The 14,859-nt window shown below is 47.2% G+C and carries 15 protein-coding genes and 1 tRNA gene; 10 read left to right on the top strand and 6 right to left on the bottom strand.

Annotation, left to right across the window (positions count from 1 at the left end; all coding sequences use genetic code 11):
* Positions 1 to 43: 43 nt before the first annotated feature.
* Complete coding sequence (locus ACJAYR_RS10535; RefSeq protein WP_415236568.1) at positions 44 to 382, bottom strand: PilZ domain-containing protein; 339 nt, start codon at positions 380 to 382, stop codon at positions 44 to 46.
* 234 nt (positions 383 to 616) lie between these two features.
* Here ACJAYR_RS10535 and ACJAYR_RS10530 point away from each other — a divergent pair, with 234 nt between their 5' ends.
* Positions 617 to 877: a hypothetical protein gene (locus tag ACJAYR_RS10530; RefSeq protein ID WP_169544918.1), complete on the top strand. Its 261-nt coding sequence runs from the start codon at positions 617 to 619 to the stop codon at positions 875 to 877.
* 125 nt (positions 878 to 1,002) lie between these two features.
* Here the strand turns inward: ACJAYR_RS10530 and ACJAYR_RS10525 are convergent.
* Positions 1,003 to 1,076, bottom strand: a tRNA-Gln gene (locus ACJAYR_RS10525).
* A gap of 295 nt (positions 1,077 to 1,371) precedes the next feature.
* Here ACJAYR_RS10525 and ACJAYR_RS10520 point away from each other — a divergent pair.
* From ACJAYR_RS10520 to ACJAYR_RS10500, 5 genes are all read left to right on the top strand, one after another.
* The gene (locus tag ACJAYR_RS10520; RefSeq protein ID WP_415236567.1) at positions 1,372 to 2,367 is read left to right on the top strand and encodes a Ppx/GppA phosphatase family protein; all 996 of its coding nucleotides are present in this window, start codon (positions 1,372 to 1,374) and stop codon (positions 2,365 to 2,367) included.
* Complete coding sequence (locus ACJAYR_RS10515; protein ID WP_169544919.1) at positions 2,364 to 3,086, top strand: RlmE family RNA methyltransferase; 723 nt, start codon at positions 2,364 to 2,366, stop codon at positions 3,084 to 3,086. Before ACJAYR_RS10520 ends, ACJAYR_RS10515 begins: the two co-directional genes overlap by 4 nt.
* 173 nt (positions 3,087 to 3,259) lie before the next feature.
* Positions 3,260 to 4,720, top strand: a complete 1,461-nt coding sequence (gene guaB, locus ACJAYR_RS10510; RefSeq protein ID WP_415236566.1) for an IMP dehydrogenase — start codon at positions 3,260 to 3,262, stop codon at positions 4,718 to 4,720.
* An 11-nt stretch (positions 4,721 to 4,731) separates the two neighbouring features.
* Positions 4,732 to 6,039, top strand: a complete 1,308-nt coding sequence (locus tag ACJAYR_RS10505; protein WP_415236565.1) for an RsmB/NOP family class I SAM-dependent RNA methyltransferase — start codon at positions 4,732 to 4,734, stop codon at positions 6,037 to 6,039.
* Between the two features lie 171 nt (positions 6,040 to 6,210).
* A complete protein-coding gene (locus tag ACJAYR_RS10500) occupies positions 6,211 to 6,636 on the top strand; it encodes a tetratricopeptide repeat protein (RefSeq protein ID WP_415236564.1) in 426 nt (141 codons plus the stop codon).
* A gap of 3 nt (positions 6,637 to 6,639) precedes the next feature.
* Here the strand turns inward: ACJAYR_RS10500 and ACJAYR_RS10495 are convergent, their stop codons facing one another.
* On the bottom strand, positions 6,640 to 8,487 hold the full coding sequence (locus ACJAYR_RS10495) for an ATP-binding protein (protein ID WP_415236563.1): 1,848 nt from the start codon (positions 8,485 to 8,487) through the stop codon (positions 6,640 to 6,642).
* Positions 8,488 to 8,688: 201 nt separating this feature from the next.
* Here ACJAYR_RS10495 and guaA point away from each other — a divergent pair, with 201 nt between their 5' ends.
* The 3 genes from guaA (at position 8,689) to ACJAYR_RS10480 (ending at position 11,726) form a co-directional block, all read left to right on the top strand.
* Positions 8,689 to 10,236: a glutamine-hydrolyzing GMP synthase gene (gene guaA, locus ACJAYR_RS10490; protein WP_415236562.1), complete on the top strand. Its 1,548-nt coding sequence runs from the start codon at positions 8,689 to 8,691 to the stop codon at positions 10,234 to 10,236.
* A gap of 315 nt (positions 10,237 to 10,551) precedes the next feature.
* Positions 10,552 to 11,079, top strand: a complete 528-nt coding sequence (locus ACJAYR_RS10485; RefSeq protein ID WP_415236561.1) for a GNAT family N-acetyltransferase — start codon at positions 10,552 to 10,554, stop codon at positions 11,077 to 11,079.
* A 281-nt stretch (positions 11,080 to 11,360) separates the two neighbouring features.
* Positions 11,361 to 11,726, top strand: coding sequence for a DUF2306 domain-containing protein (locus ACJAYR_RS10480; RefSeq protein WP_415236560.1), 366 nt, complete (start codon positions 11,361 to 11,363; stop codon positions 11,724 to 11,726).
* Positions 11,727 to 11,800: 74 nt separating this feature from the next.
* On the opposite strand, the gene ACJAYR_RS10475 is transcribed toward ACJAYR_RS10480, so the two are convergent.
* The gene (locus tag ACJAYR_RS10475; protein ID WP_415236559.1) at positions 11,801 to 12,694 is read right to left on the bottom strand and encodes a LysR family transcriptional regulator; all 894 of its coding nucleotides are present in this window, start codon (positions 12,692 to 12,694) and stop codon (positions 11,801 to 11,803) included.
* 122 nt (positions 12,695 to 12,816) lie between these two features.
* On the opposite strand from ACJAYR_RS10475, the gene ACJAYR_RS10470 reads away from it, so the two are divergent.
* A complete protein-coding gene (locus tag ACJAYR_RS10470; protein ID WP_415236558.1) occupies positions 12,817 to 13,500 on the top strand; it encodes a type 1 glutamine amidotransferase domain-containing protein in 684 nt (227 codons plus the stop codon).
* Positions 13,501 to 13,611: 111 nt separating this feature from the next.
* On the opposite strand, the gene ACJAYR_RS10465 is transcribed toward ACJAYR_RS10470, so the two are convergent.
* Both ACJAYR_RS10465 and ACJAYR_RS10460 read right to left on the bottom strand, forming a co-directional pair.
* Positions 13,612 to 13,782, bottom strand: coding sequence for a hypothetical protein (locus ACJAYR_RS10465; protein ID WP_169544928.1), 171 nt, complete (start codon positions 13,780 to 13,782; stop codon positions 13,612 to 13,614).
* Between the two features lie 675 nt (positions 13,783 to 14,457).
* Positions 14,458 to 14,643 (bottom strand): hypothetical protein, encoded by a 186-nt coding sequence (locus ACJAYR_RS10460; protein WP_415236557.1) that lies wholly within the window; start codon positions 14,641 to 14,643, stop codon positions 14,458 to 14,460.
* Positions 14,644 to 14,859: the final 216 nt, after the last annotated feature.

Here is a 14,859-nt window from a genome sequence, read left to right as displayed (position 1 = left end):
CTGTCACACGAATTTCCGGCTTTGTGAAACAGAGTGGAGTGCACTACGCCGTTTCAGATTCATTTTCCTGACGCTTTTTGGCGACAATTTGTGTGATCTGCTCGATAAACCTTTTTTCTTTTTCTTCAGACAACTCAAACTTTACGCCGACGCCGTCCTTCATTTGCCGCACGACTTTTGCCGGAACAATACCCAGATTCTCAATATTCACGGTAATGCGGGTATTATCCATCAAGCTTACATCCATCCGAATACCGGCTCCCCCAGCAGAGATATTCAGAATACGACCCGGAAATTGATTTTCTCCCGTTTCCACCGTCGCAGCGTTAGAGATCAAAACACGCCGATGTTCTCTTCGGTTGTCTGTTTTTTCTAGTGACATTAACTTTCCCCTCGTAAAGTTAAAAAGGACCGACAGCAATATCGATCAAAGAACGTCAGGAGAATTTTGACTAAAATAGTTAAAAACAAGTTTGCATTTGCGTAAAAAGCAACGAATTGCAGAAATACTTTGCAAGCTTGTTAAGAGTTTGTTTAGAATAAAGCGATATTTTTCCTAATATGCCCGGTTTTGGGTTCGGTTGCGCGGCGAAAGCCGCCAAAAAGGAAAAAAGCAATGCAGCAGGCTGAACTAAGATCTCTTGTCGATGGCTTGAAAGCGGATATTTCCAAGCCCGCTAAACTTGACAGAAAAACTGTCGCAGATCGTGCAAATATGGCTAATTTGGCCGCACTTGAAATGCTGACGGAAACGGTTGCCGAAAAAAACACAATGCCTTTCAAGGATAAGGCCAGCGATTTACATTCTCTGTCAAAAGAACTTGGCGAAATCACAGGTTTCATTGAAGAGCTGGGCGAACGATCAAAAAACGCCTGACCGTATAATCATTTCTCCACCATTAACGGCCCGTTGGGCCGTTTTTTTGTACCCAATTGGGAACAAACCGATGGGCACCTGTAACACAGGAGCGGCTAAAGGACATCGATTGATATAGAAGAGAATGGCTGGGGAACCTGGACTCGAACCAGGATTGACGGAGTCAGAGTCCGTTGTCCTACCATTAGACGATTCCCCACCAGAAATGTTGTTCGACTGGCGTCGGTAGGCCGGTCTGATACCAAGTCGGGCAAACCTTGTCAACAAACTATGAAAAAGTTTTTGAAATAAAATATTTCTGAAAATTTGATTGGAAACTGTTACTCTACGGAAAATTGGCCAGTAGGCCCGGAAATCATGCTCGTGGAGGGCAAATTTGAGTGACAGTGAACGATAGTCCAAGGAGTGGGCGCGATAACCGTAGGAGATTCCGGAAGAAACCAAGATTCCAAGCAGCAAAATCAAAAGGCAGATGGTCCCATACATATGGGGCCGTGGATCTTGGGACCAATAATTGCCGGTTACTGGTGGCAAAGCCAGAGGCGGGAAGTTTTCGTGTCGTTGACAGTTTTTCAAGGATCGTAAGGCTGGGGGAAGGCGTTAGCCGGACCGGTCTATTGTCGTCAGGCGCTATGGATAGAACTGTTGAAGCCTTGCGGATCTGCGCTGACAAAATGCAGCGACAAGGCGTTTCCCGTATGCGATGTGTTGCGACGGAAGTATGCCGGCAGGCAGAAAACAGTACCGAATTTCTCGACCGCGTAAAAACTGAAGTTGGTATAGAGCTCGACATTATCACCACCGAGGAAGAGGCGGGGCTTGCTGTTGACGGCTGTTCGCCTCTATTGGATCACCGCAATAAAAATGCGTTGGTTTTTGATATTGGCGGCGGTAGTACGGAACTGGTTTGGCTGCGTCTTCGGAACCGGCAGAGAACAGAAGTCCTTGGCTGGACCTCTATTCCCTATGGCGTGGTTTCGCTGACGGAACGGCATGGTGGGGTCACCCTGTCAGGGGACGCCTATCAGAATATGATCGCGGATGTGACAGAACATATTGTTCGGTTTGAAGAACAGCATGGGATTGCAGACTTTATTCGTCAGGGGCAAGTCCAGATGCTGGGAACCTCCGGGACGGTCACAACCCTTGCCGGAGTGCATTTTGGTCTGAAGCGGTATAATCGCCGTCGGGTGGATGGTGCTTGGCTGCATACGTCCAAGATGATTGAAATATGCGAACGGCTGGCAAATAGCAATTATGATGACAGGGTGCAGGAGCCTTGCATCGGTGAAGAGCGGGCCGATCTGGTGGTGTCGGGCTGTGCGATTGTACAAGCGATGCATAACCAGTGGCCCATCCGAAAATTACGGGTTGCGGACCGGGGTGTTAGAGAAGGCCTTTTGGTTGGTTTGATGAAAGAAGCCGATCGGGAGCAGGACGCCGCCGACAAAGCAGCACACAAGACGAATTTGAGTAAGGTAGAGACATGAGTGGATCAGGCGGAAAAAAGAAGAAGGGGCCGGGTAGTACCGAAACGACCGGGCGTTTGCTTCACACAAAGGTAAAGTCCGCACGCGGCCGAAAATATTCGTCCAAACTCTGGTTGGAGCGGCAACTTAACGATCCTTATGTGATCGAAGCCCGTACCCGGGGCTTGCGGTCTCGTGCAGCGTTTAAATTTATGCAGCTCGATGATCGGTATAAATTGTTGAAGTCAGGAGACACCGTCGTCGATCTTGGTGCTGCGCCCGGCGGCTGGACGCAAATCGCGATCGACCGGGTTGGCTCGGATAAAGGAAAAGGTCAGGTGTTGGCTGTTGATATCCTTGAGATGGAACCCATTCAGGGCGCGCAGGTTATGCAGCTCGATTTCACGGAAGACGACGCTGATGTTAAGGTGAAGAACGCCCTGGGCGGGCCGGTAAATGCGGTGATCTCTGACATGGCGGCGCCGACAACGGGCCACCGTCAAACGGATCATCTGCGCATCGTGTATATGGTTGAGCTGGCCCTTGCATTTGCAGAAGACGTTCTCGCCCCCGGCGGGATCTTCGTTGCGAAGGTTTTAAAAGGCGGAACGGAAAACGCTTTGCTGGAACAATTGAAGCGAAATTTCTCAACTGTGCGTCATGCCAAACCCGATGCCAGCAGACCGGATTCGGCAGAAGCCTATGTGGTTGCTACCGGCTTCCGAGGTGAAAAGTCATAACTATATTATGGCACACCTTATTTAATTACGCGGCACGACCTGTATGGATCGTGATTGTTTCGCGTTTTCCTCTTGTTTTAGGGGGCTGCAAAAAAAATGCGGCTCCCATTTTTTTAGACTAGGAATTTAAAAAACTGCCGTTATGATTGCGCTGCAATTCCGAAGGAGTTGCCATGAAAATCCGAGAAGCATATACATTTGATGATGTGTTGCTGCAACCTGCAGCTTCAGACATCCTCCCTGCCCAAGTTAATACAACCTCCCGTCTTACCAACTCGATTGAGCTGGGCATTCCGTTGATATCCAGCGCGATGGATACGGTCACTGAGTCTGCGATGGCCATTGCCATGGCTCAGTTGGGCGGAATAGGGGTTATCCATAAAAACCTGTCAATCGAAGAACAAGCCAACGAAGTCAGGCGCGTTAAGAAATTCGAAGCAGGCATGGTTGTGAACCCTGTTACGATTTCACCCGATGCGCCGCTTTCTGAAGCCTTGCATCTGATGCAGATCAACAAAATTTCCGGTATTCCGGTAACCGAACGCAAAAACGGAAAACTGGTCGGTATCCTGACCAACCGGGACGTTCGTTTTGCGAACGATACCAGTCAGGCCGTGTATGAATTGATGACGCGGGATAACCTGATCACGGTAAAAGAAGGGGCGTCTCACGAGGAAGCCAAAGCCCTTCTGCATAAAAGCCGTATTGAAAAACTGTTGGTTGTCGATAACAGCTATCGCTGTATCGGGTTGATCACAGTAAAGGATATCGAACGTTCCACGCTTTATCCAGATGCCAGTAAAGACGATAAAGGCCGGTTACGGGTTGCTGCTGCTGTCGGTATCGGGGACGACGGATTGGAACGCGCGCAGGAATTGATCTCTGCTGAAGTTGACGTTCTTATTGTTGATACCGCGCACGGGCATTCCTCTCGTGTTCTGGAGGCCGTTACCAAAGTCAAGGCACTGAACAAAACGGTTCAGGTCATTGGTGGTAATGTTGCGACGGCCAGCGGTACAGAAGCTCTGATCGGGGCTGGTGTTGACGCCGTGAAGGTTGGTATCGGACCTGGTTCGATATGCACGACCCGTATCGTAGCAGGCGTAGGAACGCCTCAATTAACAGCTATTATGGACGCTGCGGAAGTCGCCCGGAAGAATAACATTCCCATCATTGCAGATGGCGGTATCAAGACGTCAGGCGATTTGGCAAAGGCCCTCGCAGGGGGCGCAAATTGTGCGATGATTGGCTCCTTGCTGGCCGGCACGGATGAAAGCCCGGGAGAGGTGTTCCTGTTCCAGGGTCGTTCGTTCAAATCCTATCGGGGCATGGGATCCTTGGGGGCAATGGCCCGCGGGTCTGCTGATCGCTATTTCCAGGAAGAGGTTTCCGATAATTTGAAACTGGTTCCAGAAGGCATTGAAGGACGGGTACCACATCGCGGCCCCGCCAACGCCGTGGTCCATCAACTGGTTGGCGGCTTGAAAGCGGCAATGGGTTATACGGGAAGTGAAACCATTGACATACTCCAGAAGAATGCCAGTTTTGTAAGAATTACAAATGCCGGCCTAAAAGAAAGCCACGTTCATGATGTGGCGATTACACGTGAAGCTCCGAATTACCGTCAAGGTTAGGAACAAATAGTATGAAATCATCTGCCCGGCTGTCAGCCGTCATCGAAATTCTGGATCAGTGGCATGCTGAACCCGGGCCGGTGGAACATCGAATTAGAAATTATTTTCGGACCCGTCGGTATGCGGGATCTAAAGACCGGCGCTGGGTAACTGAATTTATCTTCAGTTATTTTCGGCGTCAGGGTGAAATCCGCTGGTTGTCGGGACAGTCTGGCTTGGGCAATGACAGCCGCCTGCAATGTTGCTTGGCGCAGCTTCTGTTCAGTGGTGCGGATATTGCTGATTTCGAGGCAGAGTTTCTGGATGGCCCACATGTTCAGGCACCACTTACGGAGGTAGAAAGAAACGGCCTTCTTTCGGCCTGTTCGAAAGACGCTGACCAGATGCCTGATTGGGCCGCTGGTAATATGCCGGAATGGATATTGGAATTATTGACGGATCAGTATGGAGAGGGCGCTGCTGATCTTGTTTTACGGTTTCAGGAGCGTTCGCCTCTCACAGTGCGGGTCAATACCCTGCAAACAGATGTGGATCGGGTTATCGAACTTTTGGCGGCAGACGATATTGAGGCGGTACGCACAGAATTCTCCCCGGTAGCTCTCACAGTCCCAACAAATGTTCGGCTTCAGCAAACAGCCGTTTTTGAAAAAGGTTTGATTGAAATACAGGATGAAGCCGCACAGGTTGCATCACTACTGACAGATGCCAAGGCGGGGCAGACCGTTGTTGATTATTGTGCCGGGGCTGGCGGAAAATCGCTGGCGATTGCAGCACAAATGACCAATCAGGGGCAGATTTTTGCTTTTGATATCAGCGAACGCAGAATGAAGGATATCGCGGTTCGAAAGCGGCGCGCCCAAGTCGATATTATCGAAGCCTCGTGCCTGCAGCAATCCGAAAAGGACGAGGAAATTTTCGACCGCTTAGGTTTGTCAGCAGATCGGGTGTTTGTCGACGCGCCCTGCAGTGGTTCGGGAACCTGGCGACGGCAGCCGGACCAAAAATGGTCCTTTAGCCAGGAAGCACTGGATGATTTGATAAGTGTGCAACGGGATGTCCTGTCACAGGCAAGGCGGCTCGTGGCTGTTGGGGGACGGTTGATTTATGCCACATGTTCTGTTTTTCAGTCTGAAAACGAAGCCCAGGTGAGCACGTTTTTGGAGCGAAATCCTGATTTTGTGCGTGTGCCGGTTGCTGATATTTGGAAAGAGTGTGGTTTGAACGGCGACTATTCCGGAGATTTTCTGGCCTTTCGTCCGACTGACGGCGGTCCTGATGGTTTCTTCGCTGCGGTGCTGGAGCGACGGTCAGCGTCTTAGATGCCAAAAGACGCTGCGTAAACATGTGACTGGACGCACAACTGTTGATAATCAGCTAGTCATCTATTTTAGAAGTCTTTTATACTCGTTTCGATAAACATGATGGGGTGTGCTATGAGATTACGTCCTTTTTTTACAGTGATATGTACGATCGCGGCGACGCAACTTCTAATGTCTCAAGTGGTATTTGGGATGGGGGGAAGCTCTGATTCAACTGAAGTAACAGCGACTGAACCCGCGGAATACACGCTTGGGAAAAAGCAAATTGAAAGTCAGGATTGGACGGGCGCAATCCAGTCTTTTTCCATGGTTGTAGAGAAAAACCCTAAGAATGCGGATGCGTTCAATTATATGGGCTATGCAAGCCGGAAGATGGGAGCCTTTGATAAGGCGTTCGGGTACTACGAGAAGGCGCTGTCCATTAACCCAAATCACCGCGGAGCCAACGAATATATCGGCGAAGCTTATTTGATGACAGGGAATTTGAAGAAAGCAGAAGAGCATTTGTCCAGACTGGATGAAATTTGCACTTTCGGTTGCCCCGAATATACCATGTTGAAACGGGCTGTTTCTGATTACAAAGAAAAGAAAAGCTAACGGTTATTCGGCCGCAATAGCGCGGGCCTGAGTCGCTTTTGGAAGGAACAGAGTAAATACTGTTCCTTTCTTTTTGTCACTTTGAACACTGATATGACCATTGGATTGTTTGACAAATCCGAAAACCATACTCAGGCCCAGTCCGGTTCCTTTTCCGATCTCCTTGGTGGTGAAGAAGGGTTCAAATATTTTCTCCTGATGTTCTGTCGGTATTCCCGCACCGGTATCGGTGACGCTGATGGCAACATATTCACCGGCCGGAAAGTCATTTTCTCGGTTCCTGAATTTTTCAGCCTGTATGTGGTTGCGCGTTGAAATAACAATTTCTCCGCCGGATGGCATGGCATCCCGCGCGTTATTCACCAGATTTAGGAGAGCATTTTCAAGTTGGCCCAAATCTGTATGGGCCAGCCATAGGTCTTCTGGATGCTCGACTTTAATTTCAATTTGTTTTCCGGATCCTCGGGAGAGGAGAGAAAAGAAGCCAGACAGCTCTGATTTCACATCAGTAGCCCGTGGGTTCAAACGTTGTTTTCTTGAAAAAGACAGCAGTTGCTGGGTTAAATCTGCTCCGCGCAATGTCGCCTTTTCGATGTTTTGCAGCATTCTAAGCTGTTCAGTTTCATTGATATTGGTCAGTTCGCGTAACCGTTCGGCATTGCCGAGAAGGATTGCCAACAGATTATTGAAGTCATGGGCGATGCCTCCCGTCAGGCGGCCAATGGCTTCCATTTTCTGGGATTGCCTGAGTTGTTCCTGAACGTGAACCCTGGAAGTGATGTCGCGACCGATACCACGGTATCCCGCAAACTCGCCACTTGCGTTAAAAATTGGTTTCCCTGAAATAGCAAGATAGCGTTTTGTTCCGTCGGGGTGGCAGTAGACAGTTTCAAAGTCTTTAAAGGGGGCGGGCGTCGATCGTTGAAGGATTAGCGCGTTCCAATTGTCCTGATCTTCAAACATATCAAGAAGCTCTCTCATGTCCCTTCCCAGAACCAGACGTAACTTCCGACCGAGTGTTTTCTGCCCAAGTTTAGACAGATAGGTCAGTACAAAATCTTGATCGATTTCCCACATCCAGTCAGATGCTGACATGCTGAAATCCCGAAATCTTTCTTCGCTTTTCTTCAGCTTTAATTCGGCAATGGATTGTTTGGTTACATCCACATAGACGGATAGTAATCCAAGTTCCTGTATTTTTCGGTTTTCAATATCCAGTATTGTGCCGTCGGGCCGCTTGCGCTGGTAATGGATGTGATCATTTTGTGCGATAAAATCGACCCAGTCGTTAAACAGGGTTTCAATGTCCTGTTTTTCAAATTCATTTTTGCCAGCCAAATGCGCGATGACATTTTTAAATGGCGTGCCCGGGCGGCAAAGGCCTTCCGGGATATTCAAAAGTTCTTGAAGGCTTTTGTTGGCAAACTGTATTTGATAATCCCTGTCCAGAAGTAAATATCCGTTTTGGGATGCGTCCAGAATTTGTGCGATCAGTTTGTTGTTTTGAGAGAGTTCATGTTCGGCAATCTGGCGCTTGATACTTTCAGTTTCTGTGTCTTTGATCTCGTTGTATCGGTGTTTTAGACCGGTGATCAGAGGAAAGACCGCTAAACCATAAAATACCATGGCGAGATAACATAAATCGAAACCGATTAACGAAATGCCGTCCAGTTTAATGGGTGGGCTGGACAGATAGCTGATCAGAAAGCCCATCCAAAGTAAAAAACCTGATCCCAGTATCAGTTTCAGGCTTTTGTTCTTTGCATCCACTTTCACTGTAAAAATACAGAGGCTGATAAAGACGATGCCGACAACAAACAGTTCAAAAAGATCAATCGTCAGGTAATCCACTCTGGGCCACTTTCACCGCTATTGCGCAAATCAATAAAAGAACATTTCTACATTTTAATTATTTTCATATCGACACTTTGGTAAAGAGTAAAGACTTTGGAAGAAGTGCAAAAATGTTGTACTAAATTCTTTTGCGTTCAAGTGGTCGAAAAACACTTAAATCCGCTGGACTTCTCTCAATAGTGAGGCTAAACACCGTCTATGAAAAACAGTATTTTGATCATCGACTTTGGAAGTCAGGTCACTCAGCTTATCGCGCGCCGTGTCCGTGAGGCTGGGGTTTATAGCGAGATTGTTCCATTTAACATTGCAGAAGAGAAACTTGATAGTTTTTCTCCAAGTGGCATCATTCTCTCCGGTGGGCCTGCCTCCGTTATTGGAGACGAAACCCCTCGCGCGCCTGAGCGGGTTTTCGAGATGGGAATTCCCGTTTTGGGTATCTGTTATGGCCAGCAGACCATGTGTGCGCAACTGGGTGGACGCGTTGAGGCGCCAGACCATCGTGAATTTGGCCGGGCGATGCTTGATGTCAAAAAAGAATGCCCTCTGTTTGACGGCGTTTGGGACGTTGGATCCAGCAACCAGGTTTGGATGAGCCATGGCGATACGGTGACACAAATCCCGGAAGGATTTGATACTGTCGCAACGTCAAAAGGTGCCCCTTTTGCTGCGATTGCGGATGTTAAGCGCAATTTTTATGCTGTTCAGTTCCACCCTGAAGTGGTTCATACCCTGAAGGGTGACAAATTGCTTTCAAATTTTGTTCACAAAATTTGCGGGCTTGCAGGTGATTGGACCATGGCTGCGTTTAAAGAGCAGGCAATTGAAGCGATCCGCCTTCAGGTGGGGGATGCAAAAGTTATTTGTGGCCTGTCTGGTGGTGTCGATAGTTCCGTTGCCGCGGTCTTGATCCATGAAGCAATCGGTGATCAACTGACATGTGTGTATGTGGATAACGGCCTTATGCGGACAGGCGAATCCGAACAGGTCGTATCACTGTTCCGGGATAAATATAATATCCCGCTTATCCACAGAGATGCATCCGACCTGTTTTTAAACGAACTGGAAGGGCAGGATGATCCGGAAACCAAGCGCAAAATCATCGGACGGATTTTTATTGACGTTTTTGATGAAGAGGCGAGTAAAATCGGCGGCGCAGAATTCCTTGCCCAAGGCACACTATATCCAGACGTTATTGAATCCGTGTCTTTTTCTGGAGGACCCAGCGTAACGATCAAGTCGCATCATAATGTGGGCGGCTTGCCCGAACGCATGAACATGAAACTGCTGGAGCCGTTTCGTGAACTCTTTAAAGATGAAGTGCGGGCACTGGGTCGCGAATTGGGTATGGCATCTGAACTTGTTGATCGCCATCCATTCCCGGGGCCAGGCCTCGCCATTCGAGTGCCAGGGGCTTTAAGCCGCGAGAGGCTTGACATCCTGCGCAAAGCAGACGTTATTTACCTCGAAGAAATTCGAAATGCAGGTCTCTATGACGAAATATGGCAGGCATTTGCCGTGTTGCTTCCCGTTCGGACTGTCGGGGTTATGGGGGATAATCGTACCTATGATTATGTTTGTGCCCTGCGAGCTGTCACCTCTACGGATGGTATGACAGCAGACTATTATCCTTTTGAACACGACTTTTTGGGGCGTGTATCGACGCGAATTATCAATGAAGTTCAAGGGATTAACAGGGTTGTCTATGATACAACATCAAAACCGCCGGGGACGATTGAGTGGGAATAGTTTGAGATAGCTAATTCTTGCTGGGTTTGCTGACCTTCAGTGGGTTGTCGCGCGCATTTTTGTTTGAAAACAGAACTTGGTTGCTGAAATCTTGGAAGATTGCAGATTGGACACCACAACAGGGCATGCGCCTTGCACGTGGTGGAGACACCTCAGATTTTCCTTTTGCATCGCCATTGGCAAAGCCCATACTGATAACGCTATTTAAGTAGTGGATTTTGTAATTAACAAAAGCTTTTGACTTGGCGGTTGCTTTATAATCAGACTGACATAAATGCGACGCTGCAAAATATGTAAGCCGGGACTGCAATGACAATGATAAGGGATCTAACATTAAACGATTTTGGATGTCTCAAAGAGGTATTTTATAATTCATTTTCTGAAGATGAAGCCCCTTTAACATATGATGTAATCACAAAAATTATTTGCACAAAAGCGCAGCCGCCCTCTTTATGTTTGGGATATGAAGAAGGCGATAAGTTGGTTGGTGCTGTGGCATTCAGTCCAATATACTTTGAAGACAATCCACAAATGAGTGCCTACATTTTAGCCCCACTCGCCGTTCACATTGTTCATCAGAAAAAAGGAATTGCAACAAAGCTAATCGATAAGTCGAAAGAGAAATTAAGTGACTTAGGCGTAGACGTATTGCTTGTGTATGGCGATCCCAATTATTATGGGCGGTACGGCTTTAACGTTGAATTAGCAAAACAATTCATACCGCCTTATCCACTTGAATACGAATTTGGATGGCAAGCAATGATGCTAAATTCAAAAGATATTAAGAAGGATATCTACAAATTTAGTTGCGTTAAAGCATTATCAGATGCATCGCTTTGGTGATTTTATATTATACATTAAACTAAGCAGACCCTCGCTGTGTTAATGGAAGTATAGATTCGGAAATCATACATCTTTAACGCTGACGTATATGAAGAATTGGTGGTTCGTTAAAATTTTTAGTTGGTCGTTGCAGACTATGTAAGATAATTATACTTAACCCTTTGTTATTGTTGATTTTCATTAGGAACAAGATTTGTAGAAAATGCGGTGCGCTTACTAAAATCTTCAGAGTATAATTTTTGTTGTTTAATATTGATAACGGATAGCGTTGGGACGATTGAGTGGGAATAATCTGGCTACATTTGGTGTTAATGCTTGGGGCCGTCCTTTTGGGCGGCTTTAATCTGTTCAGCGAGAAAGGAACCGGACGCCACCGTCTTATCGGTCGCATCTGGATTTTGTTCATGGGTATCGCAGCGATGATTTCTTTTGAAATCCGCGAACTAAGCCCAGGATCTTATAGCTGGATACATTTATTATCCGTTTGGACCCTTCTTTGTCTGGTGATCGGCCTTTGGGCCGCTAGAACCGGGCGTATTCGCGTTCATAAAGGCTTTATGATCGGCACATATGCAGGAGCCTTGGTCGCGGGCTTTTTCGCCTTGCTCCCCGGACGCTTCATCAGTCAGCTTCTATCCGGCACTTGAAGTGCAGTTCCTATTAGTCATCGTAGAAGTTGGTTTTTTAATCGTTTTATTCAGGGATCGTCAGAACGACGCCATTACGGGATCGTGGCTGTGTCGGAGAAAGCACTGGCGATATAGTCAATTGCTTTTCGGACACGCAGGGGCATATGCCGGCGTTCAGGATAGACGATCCACTGGGATCGGCTTCTATCTTCGTAACCTTCAAGAATAGGGATCAATGCTCCGGATGCGAGTTCCTTTTCTATATTGGTTTTTGGCGTGTAAATGATCCCCAAACTATTGATAGCAGCGGCTTTTGTGGCCACCATGCTGTTTGCCTTCCAGGTTCCGGAAACCCGGACATCTATTGGGTCCCCAGATTGCCGATCCATGAAGTGCCAAAGATCACTGTTTATAAGAAGGCATGGATAGTTCTTCAACGCATTGGGATGGTTTGGCTGGCCATATTGCGACAGAAAGTCGGGGGTGGCCGCGCACGCCATTTCTCGGCCCGAGAGCTTTCTGGCAATCATTCCATTGTCCGGTAATGTGCCATAGCGAATGGCAAAATCAAATCCATTATCCACCAAATTGACAAATTGCGTATCAAAAATCATTTCGATAAAAACGCCTGGATTTTCTTTGGCAAATGCGACGAGAAGGGGGGATATTTTCTCTTCTGAAAAGGGTCCAGCTGCGGCAACCTTTATTCTGCCTACCAATTCAGTGTTGCTGGCCGAAGCGCTATGATTGGCTTCTTCCAACCCGTCCAAAACATCAGAAATCTTTCGGTAATACGCTGTACCGACTTCAGTCAATCGAACGACACGGGTCGACCGACTGAAGAGTTTTACCCCCAGACGATCTTCCAATGCGCTGATTTGCTTGGAAACATGGGATGTTGACACAGAGAGGCGCTGAGCTGCTTTGGTGAAGCTTTCGGTTTCAGCCACCATCGCAAATTCCTGAATTCCATCAATCTGTAACATAGGAGCCTATTGTTTCTATATGGAAATAATGTTTTTCAGTATGCGCCTATAGTAAACCATCAGCAACAATAATAGATAGCAGTAAGCGTACTTGCATGTAATTGATCGGAGTTGATAAAAATATGTCAAAGAAAATTCTTGTTGTTTTGACGTCCCATGACCGTCTCGGTGATACCGGGGAGAAGACGGGATTTTGGTTGGAAGAACTAGCGGCCCCTTATTACGTGTTTAGGGATGCTGGATTTGAGCTGACACTGGCATCGCCCGATGGTGGGCAGCCACCGCTTGATCCAAAAAGTGATGATCCGGCGTCGCAAACGGATGATACCCGCCGCTTTCAGGGAGATAAGGAAGCCACCGACGCCCTGGCGACGACAAAGAAAATATCAGAGGTAACAGCAGCTGATTTTGACGCCGTCTTTTATCCTGGCGGTCATGGTCCAATGTTTGATCTGGTTTCAGATGTAAATTCCATCCGGTTAATCGAGGAATTTTGGGCCGCGGACAAAATCGTTTCAGCCGTTTGTCATGCGCCCATCGCGCTTGTGAATGCGAAAGAAACAGGTGGGGACTATATTGTAAAAGATCGTAAAGTTACGGGTTTTACAAATTCTGAAGAGGCCGCTGTCGGTCTGACGGATGTCGTGCCGCAATTGCTGGAAGATACGCTCAAAGACCGCGGAGGCGATTTCCACAAGTCAGATGATTGGGCGCCCTTTGCTGTTCAGGACGGAAACCTGATTACCGGACAAAATCCGGCATCTTCTGCCGAAGTCGCGACATTGGTGGTAAAATCACTTAGATAATAGTCGCCGTCAAACTGGCTTTAGAATAAGCCGGAGGACACGTATTGCAAAGCCTGTCTTGGAAAAACCAGGACCGGTTTTGCAACCCTCATGGGCGTTTACCAAAAAGGCTCAGTGAGTTGTTTCGATTGCCGATTGGCGGTCGATTTTATAAGCAATCTCTGATGCGATATCGTGCCAACCAAATTGGCGGGCGGCATGAAGGGCACGGTGTAATCCGCATGTATCAATTAGATTTTGTGCGATTGCTCGTTTGTCAGTCTCTAGGTATGTGCTGGCCATACTGTTTACTCCCAGCGTAAATCTGAACATAAAAGGACTTTAGCGTTAATCCATGAATTTTAGGTAAAGATAAAATACGTTTTTTGTCGGTCGAAATTGGGGCCAATTTTTGATATTAGAAAACTTGAATTTACAGATTAAGTGTGCCATACTTCTTTTTGTTGATTTGCTGCTATTTCCGAAGGGCAACCTGCCTTAAGGAAACAGAAACACAGAAACGAGCGACTGGCAGCAGTCAATAGATAACGATGTCAAGGACGTCTGAATTTTTGGGCGCCGACCGGATATATGGATGAACTTTTAGGACGCTTTTTTATGGCGCCGTGCTTGAAATAGAGATTTCCCATCCGGATTATGAGCATTGACACCGCGAGGATTGAAAATAGTTCTGGTGCTTTACTGAGGCTAGGACTTTATGAAAATCTTTTGCACGCCCCGAGAAATCTCTCTGGACGAAATTTATTGCGCCCGCTGACTGTCTCTTTTTGACCCTCCCATCTTCCTGACTTTTTCAAGAATCAGTGTCCCCATTTGATAAACAGTGCCTTTGATGTTGGATGGGATGGACTGAACCATCCTTATATATTGGAAATAGCGTGCTCCATTTGTGGGTATCTGGGCATTGCTCTCATTTCATAATAACTAACTAAGAGGATGCTCTTTCAGTTGGCCTGTTTAAGAAACGGACGGGCCGAAATATTGATAGAGAAGGGCAATAACAACAGCAATTCCGAGCCAAAGAGCCACATTTTTCAGTAATCCGTTCGTGCCTGTTCGGCGCACATGATACACGAAACCGGGCAAAACTAAAAAAAATGCCATAAACAGGCCAATAAGCTGCAATACACTAAATTCGTCCATGATCTTTATTCCCTGACATTCATTTCTATGTATTATCACGGAGCGATATGAAAAGAGCTAAATTTGTGTAACAACAATTGCCTTCCGACTGCAGGCGGTTTATTTTATCCGTCAAATTTTAGAGATACTGGAGCATTTTGTGTCTGATATTTTCAGTGAAGTGGATGAAGAAGTCCGCAAAGACAAGTCAATGGAACTTTGGAACAGGTATGGCAA

The organism is Sneathiella sp., from assembly GCF_047631475.1.
Taxonomy (GTDB): domain Bacteria; phylum Pseudomonadota; class Alphaproteobacteria; order Sneathiellales; family Sneathiellaceae; genus Sneathiella.
Note: the sequence above shows the minus strand (reverse complement) of the source record. Positions and strands in the feature narration are given on the sequence as shown.

Excerpts from the sequence above, each read along its gene's own strand:
- ACJAYR_RS10535 (WP_415236568.1), bottom strand. The coding sequence starts at position 382 with ATGTCACTAGAAAAAACAGACAACCGAAGAGAACATCGGCGTGTTTTG.
- ACJAYR_RS10530 (WP_169544918.1), top strand. The coding sequence starts at position 617 with ATGCAGCAGGCTGAACTAAGATCTCTTGTCGATGGCTTGAAAGCGGAT.
- ACJAYR_RS10515 (WP_169544919.1), top strand. The coding sequence starts at position 2,364 with ATGAGTGGATCAGGCGGAAAAAAGAAGAAGGGGCCGGGTAGTACCGAA.
- guaB (WP_415236566.1), top strand. The coding sequence starts at position 3,260 with ATGAAAATCCGAGAAGCATATACATTTGATGATGTGTTGCTGCAACCT.
- ACJAYR_RS10505 (WP_415236565.1), top strand. The coding sequence starts at position 4,732 with ATGAAATCATCTGCCCGGCTGTCAGCCGTCATCGAAATTCTGGATCAG.
- ACJAYR_RS10500 (WP_415236564.1), top strand. The coding sequence starts at position 6,211 with ATGTCTCAAGTGGTATTTGGGATGGGGGGAAGCTCTGATTCAACTGAA.
- guaA (WP_415236562.1), top strand. The coding sequence starts at position 8,689 with ATGAAAAACAGTATTTTGATCATCGACTTTGGAAGTCAGGTCACTCAG.
- ACJAYR_RS10485 (WP_415236561.1), top strand. The coding sequence starts at position 10,552 with ATGATAAGGGATCTAACATTAAACGATTTTGGATGTCTCAAAGAGGTA.
- ACJAYR_RS10475 (WP_415236559.1), bottom strand. The coding sequence starts at position 12,694 with ATGTTACAGATTGATGGAATTCAGGAATTTGCGATGGTGGCTGAAACC.
- ACJAYR_RS10470 (WP_415236558.1), top strand. The coding sequence starts at position 12,817 with ATGTCAAAGAAAATTCTTGTTGTTTTGACGTCCCATGACCGTCTCGGT.
- ACJAYR_RS10465 (WP_169544928.1), bottom strand. The coding sequence starts at position 13,782 with ATGGCCAGCACATACCTAGAGACTGACAAACGAGCAATCGCACAAAAT.
- ACJAYR_RS10460 (WP_415236557.1), bottom strand. The coding sequence starts at position 14,643 with ATGGACGAATTTAGTGTATTGCAGCTTATTGGCCTGTTTATGGCATTT.